Annotated in this window: 10 protein-coding genes; 1 reads left to right on the forward strand and 9 read right to left on the reverse strand. The window is 43.0% G+C overall.

The window, feature by feature from the left end; all coding sequences use genetic code 11:
• Positions 1–17: 17 nt before the first annotated feature.
• Genes araA through K1F36_RS08600 form a run of 5 tightly spaced genes read right to left on the reverse strand, consistent with a single transcriptional unit; the run spans position 18 to position 7,466 of the window.
• The gene (gene araA / locus K1F36_RS08580) at positions 18–1,523 is read right to left on the reverse strand and encodes an L-arabinose isomerase (protein ID WP_220113458.1); all 1,506 of its coding nucleotides are present in this window, start codon (positions 1,521–1,523) and stop codon (positions 18–20) included.
• A gap of 14 nt (positions 1,524–1,537) precedes the next feature.
• Complete coding sequence (locus K1F36_RS08585) at positions 1,538–2,239, reverse strand: L-ribulose-5-phosphate 4-epimerase (RefSeq protein WP_220113459.1); 702 nt, start codon at positions 2,237–2,239, stop codon at positions 1,538–1,540.
• Position 2,240: 1 nt separating this feature from the next.
• Positions 2,241–3,917, reverse strand: coding sequence for a ribulokinase (locus K1F36_RS08590; RefSeq protein ID WP_220113460.1), 1,677 nt, complete (start codon positions 3,915–3,917; stop codon positions 2,241–2,243).
• A gap of 24 nt (positions 3,918–3,941) precedes the next feature.
• Positions 3,942–5,918, reverse strand: coding sequence for a glycoside hydrolase family 127 protein (locus tag K1F36_RS08595; protein WP_220113461.1), 1,977 nt, complete (start codon positions 5,916–5,918; stop codon positions 3,942–3,944).
• A 6-nt stretch (positions 5,919–5,924) separates the two neighbouring features.
• Positions 5,925–7,466 carry an alpha-N-arabinofuranosidase gene (locus K1F36_RS08600; protein WP_220113462.1) on the reverse strand — a complete coding sequence of 514 codons (1,542 nt, stop codon included), beginning with the start codon at positions 7,464–7,466 and terminating at the stop codon, positions 5,925–5,927.
• Between the two features lie 241 nt (positions 7,467–7,707).
• Between K1F36_RS08600 and K1F36_RS08605 the strand changes: the two genes are divergently transcribed.
• Positions 7,708–8,442 carry an NUDIX hydrolase gene (locus K1F36_RS08605; RefSeq protein WP_417943959.1) on the forward strand — a complete coding sequence of 245 codons (735 nt, stop codon included), beginning with the start codon at positions 7,708–7,710 and terminating at the stop codon, positions 8,440–8,442.
• A gap of 13 nt (positions 8,443–8,455) precedes the next feature.
• Here the strand turns inward: K1F36_RS08605 and K1F36_RS08610 are convergent, their stop codons facing one another.
• The 4 genes from K1F36_RS08610 to K1F36_RS08625 all read right to left on the reverse strand — a co-directional run bounded on the left by K1F36_RS08610 (position 8,456) and on the right by K1F36_RS08625 (position 18,227).
• On the reverse strand, positions 8,456–10,603 hold the full coding sequence (locus tag K1F36_RS08610) for a family 43 glycosylhydrolase (protein WP_220113591.1): 2,148 nt from the start codon (positions 10,601–10,603) through the stop codon (positions 8,456–8,458).
• 26 nt (positions 10,604–10,629) lie between these two features.
• On the reverse strand, positions 10,630–13,332 hold the full coding sequence (locus K1F36_RS08615; RefSeq protein ID WP_220113463.1) for a DUF5695 domain-containing protein: 2,703 nt from the start codon (positions 13,330–13,332) through the stop codon (positions 10,630–10,632).
• 73 nt (positions 13,333–13,405) lie between these two features.
• Positions 13,406–15,103 (reverse strand): DUF885 family protein, encoded by a 1,698-nt coding sequence (locus K1F36_RS08620; protein ID WP_220113464.1) that lies wholly within the window; start codon positions 15,101–15,103, stop codon positions 13,406–13,408.
• A 76-nt stretch (positions 15,104–15,179) separates the two neighbouring features.
• A complete protein-coding gene (locus K1F36_RS08625; protein ID WP_220113465.1) occupies positions 15,180–18,227 on the reverse strand; it encodes a beta-L-arabinofuranosidase domain-containing protein in 3,048 nt (1,015 codons plus the stop codon).
• Between the last annotated feature and the right edge of the window lie 2 nt (positions 18,228–18,229).

Raw genomic sequence — 18,229 nt, forward strand, 5'->3', positions numbered from 1 at the left:
AATTTTAAGTTAGTTGATTACATTCCATGCTGAAACAAATGATAGTATGCTTCATTGGCGTGGAGTTGATCTTTAAATGCTCTAAGTTTCGTGTCCGAATCTATGACTAAAAGTTCTATTCCGAAAATATCGGCAAAATCTTCCATATATTCAGTGGTCAACGCTTGGGTATATACCGTATGGTGCGCTCCTCCCGCATGAATCCAAGCGGTTGCGGCAATATCCAAGTTGGGCTTAGGGTCCCAAAGTACCCGTGCCACTGGTAATTTTGGCAAATCGGCCATGGGAGCTACTGCTTCCACTTCGTTCACGATCAAACGGAACCTGTTGCCCATATCTATCAATGAAGCATTCAATGCATCACCTGCGGGAGAGTCGAAGACCAACCTAACAGGGTCTTCCTTGCCACCAATACCCAACGGATGCACTTCACAAGAGGGTTTTGCACTTGCAATGGAAGGACAAATCTCCAACATGTGCGAGCCCAAAACATAATCTTTTTGAGGTGTAAAGTGGTAGGTATAATCTTCCATAAAGGAAGTGCCACCTTCCAACCCTTCGGCCATTACTTTCATGGTACGGGTCAAGGCGGCGGTTTTCCAATCACCTTCGCCACCAAAGCCATATCCGTCGGCCATCAAACGCTGTACTGCGAGACCTGGCAACTGTTTAAGGGTTCCAAGATTCTCGAAAGTATCCGTGAATGCCTTAAAGCCACCATCGTCCAAGAAGGTTCTAAGTCCCAATTCTATTCTGGCTGAATCTATCAAAGACTGTCTTTGTGCTCCATTCTTTTGAAGCGATTCTGACAGATTATAGCTGGCTTCGTATTCCTCGATCAGTTGATCAACGGCTTTTTGTTCCAATCCATTGATAATATTGGTAATATCGGATGAATCATAACCGTTCACAGCTACACCAAAACGTAATTGAGCTGCGACTTTATCGCCTTCGGTAACAGCGACTTCTCGCATATTGTCGCCAATTCTGGCCACTTTCATATGTTGTAATTCATCAACTCCCAAAGCAACTCGCGACCAAATGGCCAATTTTTTTTGAACTCGCTCATCTTTCCAATGACCTACAACCACTTTGCGATTCTTGCGCATTCTGGACATCATAAATCCAAACTCTCGGTCACCATGTGCGGATTGATTCAGATTCATAAAATCCATATCAATGCTGTCCCAAGGAATCTCTGCATTGAATTGGGTGTGCAGGTGGCACAAAGGCTTGCTCAATATCTTGAGTCCTGCAATCCACATTTTAGCTGGGGAAAAAGTATGCATCCAGGTAACGACCCCTATACAAGAGGTGGAGTTACTTGCTTCACGACAGAGAGCGGTAATTTCTTGCGGTGTGGTTACAATGGGTTTAAAAACCAAGGTGACGGGCAATTTTCCAGCTGCATTCAATCCATCAACAATATTTTTTGAATTGCTCGCGACTTGTTTTAAGGTCTCCGGCCCGTACAAATGTTGACTTCCTGTTACAAACCAGATTTCCTTTTTAGCTATTTTCATTTATTTTGATTTATTTATTGACCGTAGTAGGCATTTTTACCGTGTTTACGCTCGTAATGTTTTTTTATTAATGAATCTTTTAATCTTGGAGCTTGCGGATTTATCTGCAAAGTCAAATACGCCATTTGGGCAACCGTTTCCAACACTTTGGTATTGTAAACGGCTTTGGCCGCATTTTTGCCCCAAGCAAACGGCCCATGGTTTCCAATCAGTACCATCTCGACCTCGTTATAGTCCAAATTTCTATCCTTGAAACAATCCAAAATCTGGATTCCCGTGTTGTGCTCATAGTTTCCTTCGATCAGTTCGTCGGCCATTGGCGGTGCACAGGGAATATCTTGCGTAAGATGATCGGCATGTGTGGTGCCGAAAATCGGGATGTCCCTTTGTGCCTGTGCCCACGAAACGGAATACATGGCATGCGTATGCGCTACTCCACCGATATTCTCCCAATTTTTATAGAGATAGCTATGTGTTTTGGTATCGGATGACGGTCTTAAACTGCCCTCGACCACATTGTTATCGTAATCCATGATGACGATATCCTCAGGCTTCAAGGTCTCATAGGGCACACCACTTGGTTTTATCGCGAAAACAGCGTTTTCCCTGTCCACAGCACTCACATTACCAAAGGTATATATGACCAAACCCAAGGCATTGAGTTCCATGTTCGCTTCGTAACATTCTTCTTTAAGCGATTTGTATGTAGAGCTCATCTTATGTGTTTTTGTTCGTTTGTTCTTCCACAAAGTTTCCAAGCTGTTTATACGCTTCCAACAACTGGGCATATACCTCCACTTGGGACGCTTGCGGAAAATATTCTGCTTCAAAGTCACTTCCCATTACCTTACTGGCCTCAATTACATTTCCATAAATCCCTGCGGCCACTGCTGCGTATATCGCCGCACCCAAAGCCGGAGCTTGATCCGATTCTGCAACTTTAATGGGCATGTTCAATACATTCGCCAAAGTCTGCATAATGAAAGGCGATTTTCTGGCCACGCCACCGATACCGATGACGGTCTCGATTTTGACACCTTCGTCCTCAAAACGATCCACGATCATTTTGGCGCCAAAGCAAATGGCATTGACCAAGGATTTAAAAATATGGGGGGCCTTCGTACCCAGCGATATTCCAGAAATGGCACTTTTCAATTCTTGATTGGCGTCGGGAGTTCTCCTGCCATTTACCCAGTCCAATGCGACCGGGACGACTTCGGACAAAGCAATTGCCTCCGCCTGTTCCGCCAAAGACCGAATAAATTTTGATTCTATTTCATCTTTGAGCTCGGCTTTTTGTTCCTCCGACAACACCTCGGAGTTTAAAACCAAGTTATCTATTGGCCATTGCAATACGTCCTTGAACCATGCCAATACATCACCAAAAGCGGATTGACCTGCTTCTAGACCGACCATGCCAGGGATTACGGAACCATCGACCTGTCCACATATGCCTTTAACCGTTTTGTCGCCCACTGCTTGGTTGGATGAGACCATGATGTCACAAGTGGAGGTTCCCATGACTCGGACCAGTGCGTGGTGGTCTACTTTGGCGCCAACGGCACCTGCATGGGCATCAAAAGTACCCACAGCGATTACGGTATCGGTAGTAAGACCTAATTTGTCCGCCCACTCTTTGTTCAGATGGCCCGCAACTTCGTTCGATGTAAATGTATCTTGATACAGATTATCACGAAGTGATGCCAAGTACGGATCCAGTTTTGATAAAAAAGCTGAATCGGGAAGTCCGCCCCAGCTTTCGTGCCACATGGCTTTGTGTCCTGCTGCGCATCTACTTCTTTTAAATGCCTTTAAATCTTTTTCATCCGCCAAAAGATAAGTGATAAAGTCACAGTGTTCCATCCATGTATGGGTAGCATCAACTACGCTTTTATCTTCTCTGGCCACATGAAGAATTTTGGCCCAGAACCACTCGGAAGAATAAATGCCACCTTCATATTTGGTGTAATCTTCTCCGCCCCAGCTTCTGGCCAGTTCGTTGATTTCGTTTGCTTCTTTTACAGCGGTGTGGTCTTTCCAAAGCACCATCATGGCGTTCGGATTTTCCTCAAAACCATCCTTGCAGGCCAATGGAGTGCCGTCTTGGGTCACTGGCATTGGCGAGGAACCTGTGGTATCGATACAGATTCCTTTTACGGTTTCTGGGGACACCTCGCTTTGCTTCATCACGGAGGCTATGGTATGCTCCAATCCCTCTATATGATCTAAGGGGTGTTGTCGAAACTGGTTGATGGCGGGGTCACAGTATTTTTGTGCTTTCCATCTAGGATACCAGAATACTTCGGAGGCCAGTTCCGCTCCGTTTTGGGAATCGATCATTACCGCTCTTACCGAGTCGGAACCATAATCGAGTCCTATTACATATTTCTTCATTGGTTCTTTTCTATCTTCAATGCATTAATTTTCCTCTGTAGGTAACCACACCTTCATTTTACCAATACCACGATTGGACCATGCGTAATAGGGTATGGCGGTTAACTTCTCATTTGATATGGTTTTGACACCTCCCAATAATTCGGGCTGCATCTCCACCTTGAATTCTTCATTGGCAGTGAGCCGGATATTATCAAAAGTGCTTTTATTATCAATTTCCTCTACCGCATAAACGATAGGACCGTACTCAAGGGACATTTTCCCCAGGTCTTCTTCGACTTCTGGATTGGCCTTCACTTTTCTTACGGACATTGGGAACTCCAATTCCACCTGATCCCCAGATTTCCATGTTCTGGTCAGCGTGAAATAGCCATTATCAGCAACCACATCGATCTCCTCCTCATTTAAGCTAAGCTTATTGCTTGCTTCATCTTTGGAAACATATTGATACAAATCTCCAGGCAAAACGGCATTCCTGGACCAGCCAGGTATCCTGAACTTTACGGTAAATTCTCCTTCCATCTCTGGTTCTACAGTGAATTTAACTTTCCCGTCCCATGGGTACGATGTGTCTTGAGTGACTATTATGTCTTGATTCTGCAATTCCACCTTTGCCTCATTGCTCGCATATAAGTTCGTATACAGGGTATTGCCCGTTTTGGAATAGATAAGCCCTGGCATGGCGGGAATAAAACGGATTACATTGGTAGGACAGCAAGAGCAGTCGAACCAATCCTTTCGGGTGCATGCTCCTTGGTTGAATTTGTAAACACCGTCGGATTCCAGAGCGTTGGGATAAAAGAACTGTTGACCATCCAGGGACAGTCCGGAAATCAACCCGTTGTACAATGTTCTTTCAATAACATCAAAATATTTTACATCCCCCGTGAGGTTGTGCAACCTATGGTTCCAGTAGACATCACCGATAGATGCACATGTTTCGTTGTAGGCCGTTAGGTTGGGCAGCTCATAATTTTCACCAAATGCCTCGCCATCATGTTTGGCACCAATGCCTCCCGTGATGTACATTTTTTTGTTGACCATGTTCTCCCAAAGCGTATTTACTGCATCCAAGTAGGCGGTATCTTTTTGAATAGCGGCAATATCCGTCATGGCAGCGTACATATAAACCGCTCTTACGGCATGCCCTACCACTTCGTCCTGTGCCACAACGGGCAAGTGATCTTGCGAATAAGCTCCAAAAAGGTCGTGGTTATCAGGATTTCCCCTGTTATCCAAAAAGTATTTGGAAAGTTTTAGATAATCCTCTTTTCCTGTAATCTGATACAGTTTGATGAGCCCCGTTTCTATGATCTGGTGTCCGGGGACAGCAGCGATCTTTCCTTCTCCATCGCCAAAGGTCTTTACCATTAAATCAGCATTTTTGATGGCAATGTCCAAAAAATTTCGCTTCCCGGTTGCTTCGTAGTGTACGGCTGCCGCTTCGTACAAATGTCCTGCGTTATACAGCTCGTGGCTCGCTGCCAAGGATTCCCAACGTTCCCCTTTGTCAACATTTACCCAGTTGGCAGGAGGTTTGGCAGGGTCAATGGTTCGCCATGTGGTCAAATAACCATCCGCTTCCTGCCCTATCTTGATAATGGAAACCAACGAATCGACCAATTTTTCCAATTTGGGATTGGGAGCACTGATGAGTGAGTTGGAAGCTCCCTCAATTATTTTGTAAACATCGGTATCATCAAACGGCATGGCACCTTTTACCTCGCCTTCCATTTCTCCCCCTGCAATCAAAAAATTGTCAAAACGACCTTCTTGCTGGCATTTGGCCAACGCATATTCAATGGTTTTTTCCTGAACACGTTGTATGATCGGCAACCAAAACTCATCATTAAGCTTTACATTCTGTATGTTCACGGACTCAATGGGATAGTCCGGTGACTTACCGGCCATACTTTGATCACCTGCCTGATTTTTGGATTCTTCCTGGCAGGATATGGTCAACAAAAAAAGACCTGCCAACGTAAATAAATTTTTTTTCATGTTCTCTTAACTTCCCTGTAAGACTATAAGTGAGTGTGCGGGGATGGTGAGGGAGATTTTCCCTTTTTTCAATTTGACATCCTTAAATTCCTTCGGTGTCACCTTTTCTGGGTTGTCGAAGGAGTTATGATCTTGAAGCTTTTCCGATGTCAAAATATTTCCTTCAATCTTTTTAATTTCCAATGTGGAAATGTCCACCTCTACCTCAACATCCTTTTCCGGGTCAATGTTGACCAAAGAAATATGAACTTTCCCTGCTTCATCCTTTGACGCAGATACGGATACCACCGGAAGTCCTCTATACTCTATATTATCTTCAACTTTGGATGGCAACAGTTTTGCATCATGGTGCACTTTGTACATGTGCATGACATGGTATGTAGGCGTTTTGATCATTTTCTCTTCATCGGTGAGTATCACTGCCTGTAGCACATTGACCATTTGTGCCAAGTTGGCCATTTTGACCCTTCGGGCATGATTATTAAATGTATTGAGCACCGTACCTGCAATCATCACATCACGGATGGTATTCTGTTGAAAAAGTACCCCGTTTGCTACTTCTGGTTCGGCATCGTACCACCCTCCCCATTCGTCGACAAAAAGGTCTACCTTACCATCAGGATCGTACTTATCCATTATTTCGATATGCTTGGTCACATATTCTTCCATGTTCAGTGCCTGTTCCATCGTTTTAAAATAGATCTCTTCATCAAAATTGACCGATGGACCTTTATCGGACCAATCAAACACAGCATAATCGTGCAGCGCAACGGCCTCCATCAATTCGTGAGGTACATTTTTCATTAAGGTTTCCGTCCAATGATAATCGTCTTCAGACGCTCCTGATGCAATCCTGTACACTTCGGTCTCTCCGGACCAACCGGGCATAAAAGTGGCATATTGACGGTAAATGTCCGCGTAATACTCCGCGGTCATATTTCCGCCACAACCCCATGTTTCGTTGCCCACACCCCAATATTTGACTTTCCAGGGTTCTTCCCTTCCATTTTCACGTCGCCAGTCGGCCATTGGACTAATTCCGTCATGATTGGTATACTGTACCCAGTCGATAAGCTCCTGCACGGTTCCACTGCCCACGTTGGCTGAGAGATAGGGCTCTGCTTCAAGCACTTCACAAAGATTTAAAAAGTTATGGGTCCCAAAGCTGTTATCCTCTGTGGTCCCGCCCCACCAACGGTTTACAATGGTAGGCCGATCTTCTTGTGGACCAACACCGTCCTTCCAGTGATAAGTATCTGCAAAACAGCCTCCCGGCCATCTTAAATTGGGTATACCAAGCTCCTTTAAGGCCGCTATGATATCATTTCGAACTCCCTCGGTATTGGGAATGATCTTGTTTTCTTCACCAACGTACAGTCCTTCATAAATACAACGTCCAAGATGCTCTGCAAAATGGCCGTAGATATGTTTACTGACAATGGGTGCGTCGGCTTCTTCCTGAACGCTGATCTTAATTGGGTCTTGTGCATTGGAAAAAGTAATTAAAAACAAGGCGGCCGTAATGGTAATGTACCTTAAAATTTTCATGTGCATTTGGTTTAATCTGTTTTAGTTTTATGTCAAAGACAACAAAATTCTCCCCTAATTTGCTTTTTTTTAAAACCCCTTAGAGAGGATTTTTTTTTATAAGTGTTTTATTTACATTTTTAAAATAACGAAAGTTTTTTGGTTAAAACAAAAAAAAAGATGTTTCAATCGAAAAAAGTTCCCAAAAGATCAGTATTCAGAAATGTTTATATTTTAGCAATCGGAATTTATACGTTAAGAAATGTTTGAAGAAAACTTGGAGGCGCCAGAAAACCTGAACATGCATCTCAATTATTATCAGAAAGAAGATCAGGTTTTACTAGCAGTCGATTGTATCATCTTTGGGTTTGACAAAGAAAACCTGAAAATTTTACTGATTAAAAGAAATTTTGAACCGGAAAAGGGCAAATGGTCTTTGATCGGGGGATTCCTTAAAAAAAATGAAAACCTTGATGAGGCGGCTGTGAGAGTTTTGGAAACCTTAACCGGTTTGAACGACATTTACCTTGAACAAATACATACATACAGCAAGATCGATAGAGATCCGGGGCAGCGAACTATTTCTGTCGCCTATTTTGCCCTAATCGATGTAGACAGTCATCGTTTTGACGGAATTCAGATTGATTCTGCGCATTGGTTCGATATAAAAGAAGCTCCAAACTTGATTTTTGACCACAACGAAATGATTCAGAAGGCCAAAGCTCGATTAAAAAGACGTGCCTTGAGCAAACCTATCGGCTTTGAACTACTCCCAGAAAAATTCACCATGCGACAGCTACAAAACCTGTACGAATCCATTTTGGACAAGAAGTTGGACAAGCGAAACTTTATCAACAAGATAAATTCTTTGGATGTGCTTATAAAACTGGACGAAAAAGATATGAGCGTATCCCGAAAGGGCGCTTACCTCTATGTTTTTGATAAGGACAAGTATGAGAAAAAAGTGGAGGAAGACGGATTTATCTTTAAAATCTGATTATCCACAGCTATTAGTTTTTACTTTCAGAAGGTTTTGTTTTTTGCATTAGCTTTTGAATATCCATTTTGTTCAGAGCATAATCGTACATCTGTAAAGACGCCATGTAACCTGAAAACTTCTCGCCTATATCCGAAGCTCCTATCCGTAATTTGGCATTTTCGGTTTGCGAGGCCAATACCATTATCTGGGAATTGTCCAGTTTTCCGTTGACATACATTTTTTCAACTACTCCATCAAAAGTCAGCACGATATGATGCCATTCGTTAGCGGTTGGAAGGTTATTGTACTTCATATCAAAATGACTATCCAAATGTGCAACGGCCCCATAATTGCCACTGTTGTAATGCAGCGCATTATAGGAGTTTGCCAAATTGAACTTAAAACGGTCGCACCAAGACAACAAGCACTCTCCCTCAGCTGATATTTCTGGGTTTTTTACCCATGTGGCCACCGTGAATGCTCCATTCCATTGCAAACGTTTTGGAACTGGTTGGTCGAGCACCAGTGCTCCTTTTTTAAAATCAAATGCAGCAACACCGTCTTTTTGATATATTGACACTTCTCCCTTTTTCTCAAAAATTCCACCGATACTTCCTTTGTTGGTCAAGTTATCCCGGCTTTTTTTGGCAAAGACTTCTTGAGCATTGATGCTTATAATTTTTTGACGAGAGCTTTTTGCTCCAGGGCCTTTAATTGATGGCTTACCATGAATCTCCAAAGGAATATCGAACAAAGACCCAAATACTTTAATGTTCCAAACTGCTGCCAATAAGCCTGTTTTTTCGGTATCCAAAACTGTAAGTTTGATATATTGGGCAGTCACATCGGAATCATCGATCATTGGGCTGCCTGCAACCCTGTTCTTCGAACGGTCAGCGAAAACCTCCCAATTCTTACCATCCAAGGAATATTCCAATTTGTATTGGTAATAGTATCCAGCGAACTCAAATTGTGTCATTATCCTTTTTATACGGGTCGGCTTTCCCAAATCAATGGTCAAGTCTTGTGGAAAAGAATTATCACTGGCCTTCCACATGGTAGCATTGTAACCATCAGTGGCATATGATGGTCGGTATGCATAATCGTATTCATGTGACTCCAATTGATAAAACGAAGATGCGGACACCTTGGCATTCAATGCTAGATTGTCCGGAACATTCGATTTTATTGATTTTCCCGGCTTTTTACTTCCAGGCACTACTTGTTGTATGGTGGAGTCATTTTCAAAAATAAGTTCATCCACACTTACTTGGCGGGATAAACCTCCCCTTGTCATTGGATAATCATGTTTGTGGTAAACAATGTAATAACGTCCATTTTCTTCCAAAACAGAATGATGCCCAGGGCCGTGTACAGTTCCACTATCATTGGAACTAAGTATGGGATTGTTTGCTCCCGGTGTAAACGGTCCATAGGGGCTATCGGAATAAGAATATCTTACATTGTAGGTTTCATCATGACAGGAGCCTCCAGAGTACATCAAAATGTATTTTTCCCCTTTCTTCATCAGGTAAGCAGCTTCAAAAGGTTCTGGGGTCTGTTCCAAGGGTATGTTCTTCGGGTTTTTGATTTTTGACATACTTTCACTATCCAACTCTCCCACGGCATAGCCCCCATTATAATGTACCCACGTGCCCCAATACGCATAGATTTTACCATCATAGTCGGTAAAAAACTGTGCATCCAATGATGGAAACCCTTCCTTGGGATAATTGTGGGCAATCACTGGAGTATCATCTTCGTTCAATTTTTCCCAAGGACCTACTGGGGAACTGGATACATATCCATAAATATTGCAGCCTGCTTGGCAATTACCAAAATACAGGTAATACCTGCCATCACTACCTTCAATAATGTCCGGTGCCCAAAAATTTCTCAGGTTAACAGATTCCAATGAGGGAACTTCCATGGTATGGTTGTACCAATGCTCAAAATCTTTGCTGTACCATACCGTGGGTACTCCTGAGGCCAACATTTCATTGTCGGTGGTAGCGTAGATATAGTATGTATCACCAAATTTTTTGATTGTAGGGTCCGCAAAATAACCCGGAAGAATAGGATCCACCTTCCCAACAGGCAATTGACCTTTCTTTCTTTGACCAAAGACATTCCCCAAGACCATGACAAAAAGTAATATGTACAATACCCTATCCTTCACAATTGGCAACAATCACCCTTTTGGGCTTATAGTTTGACCTCTGTTTCTTTCTTCCCCAATTCGATTTGATACGCCCCTCTGACCTTTTTATACGGCAAATCAACATCCATGCCCTCCACACGCAAATAGGCATAAGGAACATGTGTGCCTTTGCTATCCAAGGTCAGGGTTACATCCCCAGTTTTATTGTTGTAGACCACTTTTTTAAACGAACCTGCATCCAAGGTTAGCCAAAGCTTTTTGGGAGCTATGAATACTCTGGACCTTGCTGCTGTGGTGGGTTCCAATTCTATAAAAGCTTCTTTTTGGGATAGATTTCCCCCAAAGGCCAACCATCCCATATCCTCATCTTTGGTAAGATAGGATGATGTATTTACGGCATATCCATAAAACCCGGAGCCATAATCACCTGAAATACCGTCGATTTTTAAAGTCGAAGGGTATGAATGGAATGCGGCCGGTCCGAAGCCATCTTGTGTAATATTTGAAATTCCTCCCAACAAACCTCCGTAACCCACTTTTAAAAGATATAAGTCTTCGGGATCCTTTCGATAATGACTCAAAACGGGTATGGCATTCAATGAAGACCCATAATGATGGATTTGGCGTTCCACCCGTGAAGTTTCCCCGGCTTTTCCACCGTACAAAAAGTCCCAATATCTTCTGGCATTACCATTATAGCCCCAATGAGGCATTGTTGGCATATAGGCCAAAATGGCACTAAGTGTAACATAGGCCTTTCGGTCATATCCAAAATAACTGGACCACATATACACTTCCTCTTGTCCAGTGGAATCCCATGGCATTTCGCTGCCAAAAGGGTAATCCAATGCCCGCCAATGGTCGGCCCGCTCTTTCATTCTTGCTTCCAAATCCGAGGCCATTTCGGTTAGCCCTTCGTGCTTCAGGTCTTCCAAAATAAATAGGAACACCGAGCCCTCCATTTGTCCGAACTGGGCATAATACGGTGCTTGCTCCACCATGGCTACGCTGGTGTGATAGGCATTTTGCAAATACCAATCCCAAGACCTGTTATCCACCAAATCTTTATAGTAACGGGACAAACGGTACATTACCCAATATGCGGCCGCTACATGGGGATAGTTATAGGATCTTCCGGGATTATTGGCATGCTTATGATCCCATGCCGCCCAAGTATCAAAATTGATTTTATCACTATACGTGCCTTTGGGCAAAGAGTCGGGTTCGTAATAAAACAAGCTCTTTTTGACTCCATACTTGTTAGGTCCTTCATTATTCTGGATTCCTCCCCACAGTGTTTCATCCACAAAACCTTGCAACTTCTGGATTTCGTCCTTGTCCGGTTGAACCAATTGCTTCATAACAGCTGCCAACCAACTACCTGCTCCACCTTCATCGCTCAATCCGCTGATCCAAACCCTACCATCTTGAACTACCTTTTCCTTTTTCTCGTAATCATAGCTTATTGGTGATGGGTTTCGTCCGAATGGGTCATTGGGGTCATCAAACCATTGTTCCGTAGTCAGAAAATGTCCGAAATCTTCAATAACCTCTGTCTCCGGTTTAATGATTTTATAGTTGATGGTCTGTTCCGTATCATCAGTATAGGTGATGGTAAGTCTGGCCCTGCCCCATTTTTTTCCTTGGACATGGTATTTTTTCTTTCCCAAGGCAGTAGTGCCATTTTCTTTAATTTCCAATGCTCCGGTGGGTTCAACCGTTATGGAAGCAACTCCTTTGTTGTAATCGATGAATAATTGACCTTCAACATCTTGCGGAAGTACATACCCTGGAACGCCGACCGCAACAGGGTGCTTTTCCTTGACAAGTGTCTCTTGTATATTCTTGATTCCTTCGGTAACTACAAATTTTAAGGCAAAGCTTTTGGTTTCGTTTGGTTGAAGAACAAGCGAAGTCGGTTCATTCCATTGCTCCACTCCTTTCCATTCGTTTTCGGAATACGCTTTGCTGTATGCCATCCACTCGTGGAATCCTTCGAAGACGATGCTTTTGGGAGTGGGATCGTCCAATAATGGTCGATAAGCTTCAAAAGACATATTTTCCTTGGGCAGCACTAATAAGGCCGGACCTCTCCCGCTCAACCTTTTTACCTCAAGATACCCTGCATCTTTACCAATATAGGGGTCAAAAAAGACGTTTTGGGCATGGGTTTCCACTAAGGACTTGCCTTCAAGAATGTTATTAAACACCATTGGAACTCCCAATGCTCCTATTTCCAATGGTTTGTCTTGTTTATTGGTAATTTCAAAACGCATGACCAATTGGTCATTGTCCAATTCGTAGTATCTTCTGATGATAACTGGTATGTCAGTTGGCAGAGTATTGGCCAAGTCAGCGGCTGCCAAAACATTCCCGACGGTTTCCAATGGTTCCACTTTTGCCCTACTGGTGGCCGTGGAATAGCTTTTCCAAATTCCGTTTGCCTCTTTTATACGTAGGTTGATGTCTCCCAAGTGATAAAGACTGTCCTTGTCCCTTATTTCCAAGCGGTCGCCGGGAGTAAAGTCAAAATAAGGGTCGCTATTAGGGCTCAATGCTGCAACAGTTTGTGATGCCCTTACCAATTTTAACTTAAAGTCAGGAGTTTCAAATTTTTGATAGACATCGGCTACACCCAAAGTCGATTCTCTTTTTTCCACTCTGCTCCAATAGGTATTCTGCGCCATTGTAGTTGAAAAAGAGGCCATGCAAAATGCCGAGACCAGCCAATACTTTATCTGCTTCATTCTAGTGATAGTTTGGTTATGGGAGAAGGATTGGACCAAAACTCCCTTGCTTAAAGAAATATGTTGTGTTTATCTATTTGAAGGCCGTGGAAAATTTCCACTTTGTTTTATAATTTTTGTTCAAGGGAAGATCTTGCAACAGAGCACGCAATACCTCAACCGGCATTCTACCTTCTTTCATCACCTGATCGTGGAACTGCTTTTCCGTCCATCCTTTGTCCAACATTTCATTCCTGAGAGCGTAGAACTGAAGACCTCCCATCATGTATGCCAGTTGGTACAATGGGGGATAATTGGTGGTAAACGAACGTCTCACCTCTGCTTCCGCATTGGCATACTCGTGGCCCACTTCATCAACCAAAAGGTCTATGCACTCTTGGGGAGTCATTTCTCCTAAATGGAACTTGAGAGAGAAAATAATCCGAGCGCATCTATGGATTCTCCAAAATAGCATCCCGAGCTTTTGCTCTGGAGTTTGAGGAAAATCTTTGTTCCAAAGAATAATTTCCCAGTAGAGAGCCCACCCTTCGGTCCAAAAAGGTGTGGAAAAAGGCCTTCTATAACTTTTGTTCCTGCTCGTCATAAAATATTGAAGATTATGCCCGGGAAGCAATTCGTGCTGGACGGTGGGAAATGAAAAATTGGGATTGTTCCCCCGCATGCTCATCAATTTGTCATCGTGATCCATTTCCATGGTCGGGTACGAGATGATGATATCCCTTCCCCCTAAAAAGAACGGACTGACCTTTTGTCTTTCTGGGCTCATCATTTTCATGCCCCAGGTTTCCTTGGCAAGTTCTGGCAATGTGATCAAATCCCTTTCCTCTATAAAATCCACAGAGTGGGAATACAGATCCATAATGGCCTGTGGCTGCTCTCCTGCAGGAACGTAGGTATTCTTTACATGCTCCAACGCCTTTTTCCAATCATCGCCATATCCCAATTCCCGCGACGCTTTAATCATTTCATTTTTGCACCATTCAAATTGTGCTTCCGCTGTTTTAATTAGTTCATCGGGTGTGTAAGGAATAAATTCCAAGGCAAGGCTCTCTTTGAGTGCTTCTTCTCCAATGGGCTTTCCAATGATTCCGCTACCATCATCCTTAACGCTTCCTTCCGAATAATTTTCCTTTAGGAACTCGGCGTAAGCAGTCAACTTTTCATTTAATTTGTTATAAGGTTTTTCTACCCACCAGGTAAAATCTGGGTCATATCCGTAGTAAAAATTATAAGCCTCTTCCAGTCCCTTCTGGAACGAAACGATAAGTTGGGAAGCTTTATCAGCAGTCTGCCAATCCTTAAACGGTTTGGCCTTCCATGATTCCATTTCCGAATCAATAGCTTGGGAAGCATCTTGAAATATTTGTGCCAACTCTTTTGATTCGGGCTTTTTGCCTCTTCTACGATTTTTTATGAACGGAAAAATATCCTTTGCAAAAGAGCTTACTTCGGAAACTTCCTTAAATGCATCATAATCTTGATTTAAAAAATACTCTCCTTTATTCACCAAGTTCTTTAATAGTACGTAATCGACTTTTCCTTGTTGTGATAGAGCGTTGAAATCAACAGCGGACAACTTTTTGTTCCAGTGATTATAAAACGTGGAAAACCGCTGATAGTACTCTTCGGACTCTTGAACGATATAAGTCCGGTTCAAGGCCCAGTTATCCGCTTCAAATTCGGTAACGATATCAGCCATTTTACTATTCTGCGCGAAGGTGCACGAACTGACCAACGCTACCGCTATGATTCCTATTCTTTTTAAATCCATTTTGTTCGAGTTTAGTTTCTTCCTTTATCCTTCTAAAGGTAATGATTGGTTTTTCTAATTTTTGCTGGTCATCTTACTATTCTAGTGTAACATCCATATACACCGAATGGCGGCCGTATGTTTCATAGAATGGTTTAAAAACAACTCCGTCAATGGTAAATTCCAATGTTTTTGGGTTTCCTTCGATAGTACTGCCTATATTATTGGCATCCAAGGTTACTTTTCGCCAATCGTTTCGTGGTTCGGGTTCTTGAGCCACCAAAAGTACCGGTCCATAAAAAAGGCTTGCAATGTTTTGTTGGTCCATTACTGGGTCTAAATGAAATTGGAACGGCATCTTGATGTCCACAACATCACCATTGTTCCATTTTCGGCTTAGGGTGGTGTAGGAACCGGGTTCTGCTTTTATCTTCTGCTCTTTACCATTAACTTTCACATAAAATCCTTTGGTTGCCCACTGTGGAACACGTATGTTCAAATCAAATTTTCCTTTGCCTTTAATTATTAACTGGGTGTTATCCGCTTTGGGAAAATCCGTCTTTTGCTCTAGGACAATATTCTTCTCTGTCCACTCCAAGGTTGATGGCACAAAAAGGTTTACATATAGTGCGCTATTGTCCTTGTTCTTAAAATAAATGGAGTTTTGAAGCTTAGTGCTACTTTCCAAGGCCGTACCGTTGCAACAGGTAAATCCTGTCATATCAGCATTTCCAAATCTTTTGACGGAACCTGGCCGCAATGGCACATGATAGGTATTCGCCGGGCTGTCCTCAGCTACCGATGCCAAGATATGGTTGTACAGGCCACGCTCGTAATAATCCATGAGCTCCGTTCGCTGGTCGAACAAGAATAAGTTCTTAGTCAGCTTTAGCATATTGTAGGTGGCACAGGTCTCATTTTGTCCTCCTGCAGAAAAACCATTTTCGTATAACGTAGCAGGCTGGCCGATGAAACATTCCGCATTCGTGGGATTCCTTGCTCCGGCCACGCCCCCAATACTATACATATAATCATGCTTTGCCTTGTACCAAAAGTTTTCGGCTACGCGGTAGTATTCCGGAGATTCGGAATCGCGATAGATTTCAAGCGCCCCCATGATCTGTGGTATATGCTGGTTGGCATGCAATCCACGGAAGGAATCGACATTTTTGGCCAATCCGTGGGAATGCTCCGCATCTCCAAAAAACATTTTGATGTTGTCAAACAGTTGTGCGACTTTGAGGTATCTCGGTTCATCGGTTATCCTATCCAATCGGGCCATGGCCTCGTTCATCCCACCGAATTCCCCAGCAATATAGCTATTCCACATACTGATCAATGTATCGGTGGGCAATTGGCTCAAACGGGCATACACCCAATCTCCCATTCCCTTGGCCACTTCCAAAGCTTTCTTGTTTCCACTTACCTCGTAGATATCCATTAAACCTGCCAATAATTTGTGCAAAGTGTAATATGGTGCCCAAACTTGAGTTGGTTGGGTACCATAGGATGCTCCGTTTTCCAGCATGATAAACTGGTCCGGTGGGTATGCGCTTATAAACCCTTTTCCCCAGTTCCAATAATCCGTTCGAATACCATTTTCGCTCAAATCCGAATCGTAGGTGGATTTTCCTGGACCGTGTGGAACTTTAGTCGGATCCGATTCATGCTCTCCTCCAACTTCGGTAGGCTTTCCTGACATTTGGGATAATTTATATAGCACCTCTACCATATAATCCATTTTATTGGCAAAATTGGCCTGCAGTTCCTCATCGTAACCAGTACTTGCATACGCCTGGGCTATGGCCGTTAAATAATGGCCGGTGGCATGCCCTCTTAATTTAGTTTCCTGACTGTCCCAAACACCCAATGGTTTGGCTCCTTCGGGCTGGTCTTGTCCAAAAGCGTTGCGGAACATGTATAAAAAGGAGTCCGGATTGGTCTCGGCCAATGTATTGATAAACTTATCCCTGTTTTCTATAAACTTTGTCTGTTGACCATGAGTATCCGAATCCAATCTTACTTGATCTAATCCAAATACTTCCAGTGTCATATCAGGCGTTTTCATATCCTGTTTTGGCTTTATCGTAATTTTTGCCTTGGGCTTAAAATCTGTACCTGGAACTTTGCCCGTGACTTCATAACTCCCTGTTTTGGTTACCTCGCTGTTATCTGTTGGAGAAGGCCATAGAACCCTGACCTCCGGCCCTTTGATTCCATCACGATATGTTCCTTTGACATGGCGTGGCAATCTCGGCAAATAGCCCAGTTCCGTTTCTACCTCAACATCGGACACTCCGGTCAGGAACTCATTGTATAATTGAGGGGCATCAGAAGAGAATTTTTGCAAGTTGTCTTCGGGTTTTTCCCGGCTTACCAAAGCATCACCACCTTTAAGAGCAATATATCGAATCCTTGAAACCTGCTTTTTGCTCAAAGGAATCCTATACAACCTAAAATCGTGGATCTTTGCTTTGAGATAAGGATTTCCAGATACGATCGGCTTTCCTAAATAGAGTAAATTCTCATGAGTGAACAAATCCTCCAATTCTATTTCCACATTTTCAGTCTTTCCGGCTTCTTGTCCATTGACAAAAACACTCATGGACTTTGATGGAATGTCAAAGATCAAGGCTACATGGACCCATTGATTCGTTTCAATTTCCACATCTGTGGAAAGCACCTCATATTCTGATTTGCCATCCAATATGACCTGAGCTTGGAATCCTTCTTGTTCTTTGGTTCCGAATGGAGCAACAAAAAAATGCGTCCTATTGTCTTTTCCAAAATCAAAAAGAAGCTGTCCCGGTTCCTTCGACTGAAAATTCACCCAGGTTGCAATGCTGATGGATTCCTCGTTTTGCACAGATTCACCCGGAATGGAAATATAGGATTTACCATCACCTGGGAGTGAAAGTACTTTTTTAAATTGCTCATCATCTTTAAAATCCACTTCGCCATAAGCCCTTGCGTGCAAATTATTTCTGGACCAATCTTTGGCATCTCCATCAAAAATATATCTGGAAATCATTCCGGTCTCCCCAATTCCATCCAAAATCTGGTTACCACTCTGTGCGTGCACCAAACTCATTTGGGCAGTGAATAGAAAAAATACTGCACCGACAAAAAACTTACTTACATTCATAA

It is taken from the genome of Flagellimonas abyssi (assembly GCF_019457905.1).
Lineage (GTDB): Bacteria > Bacteroidota > Bacteroidia > Flavobacteriales > Flavobacteriaceae > Flagellimonas > Flagellimonas abyssi.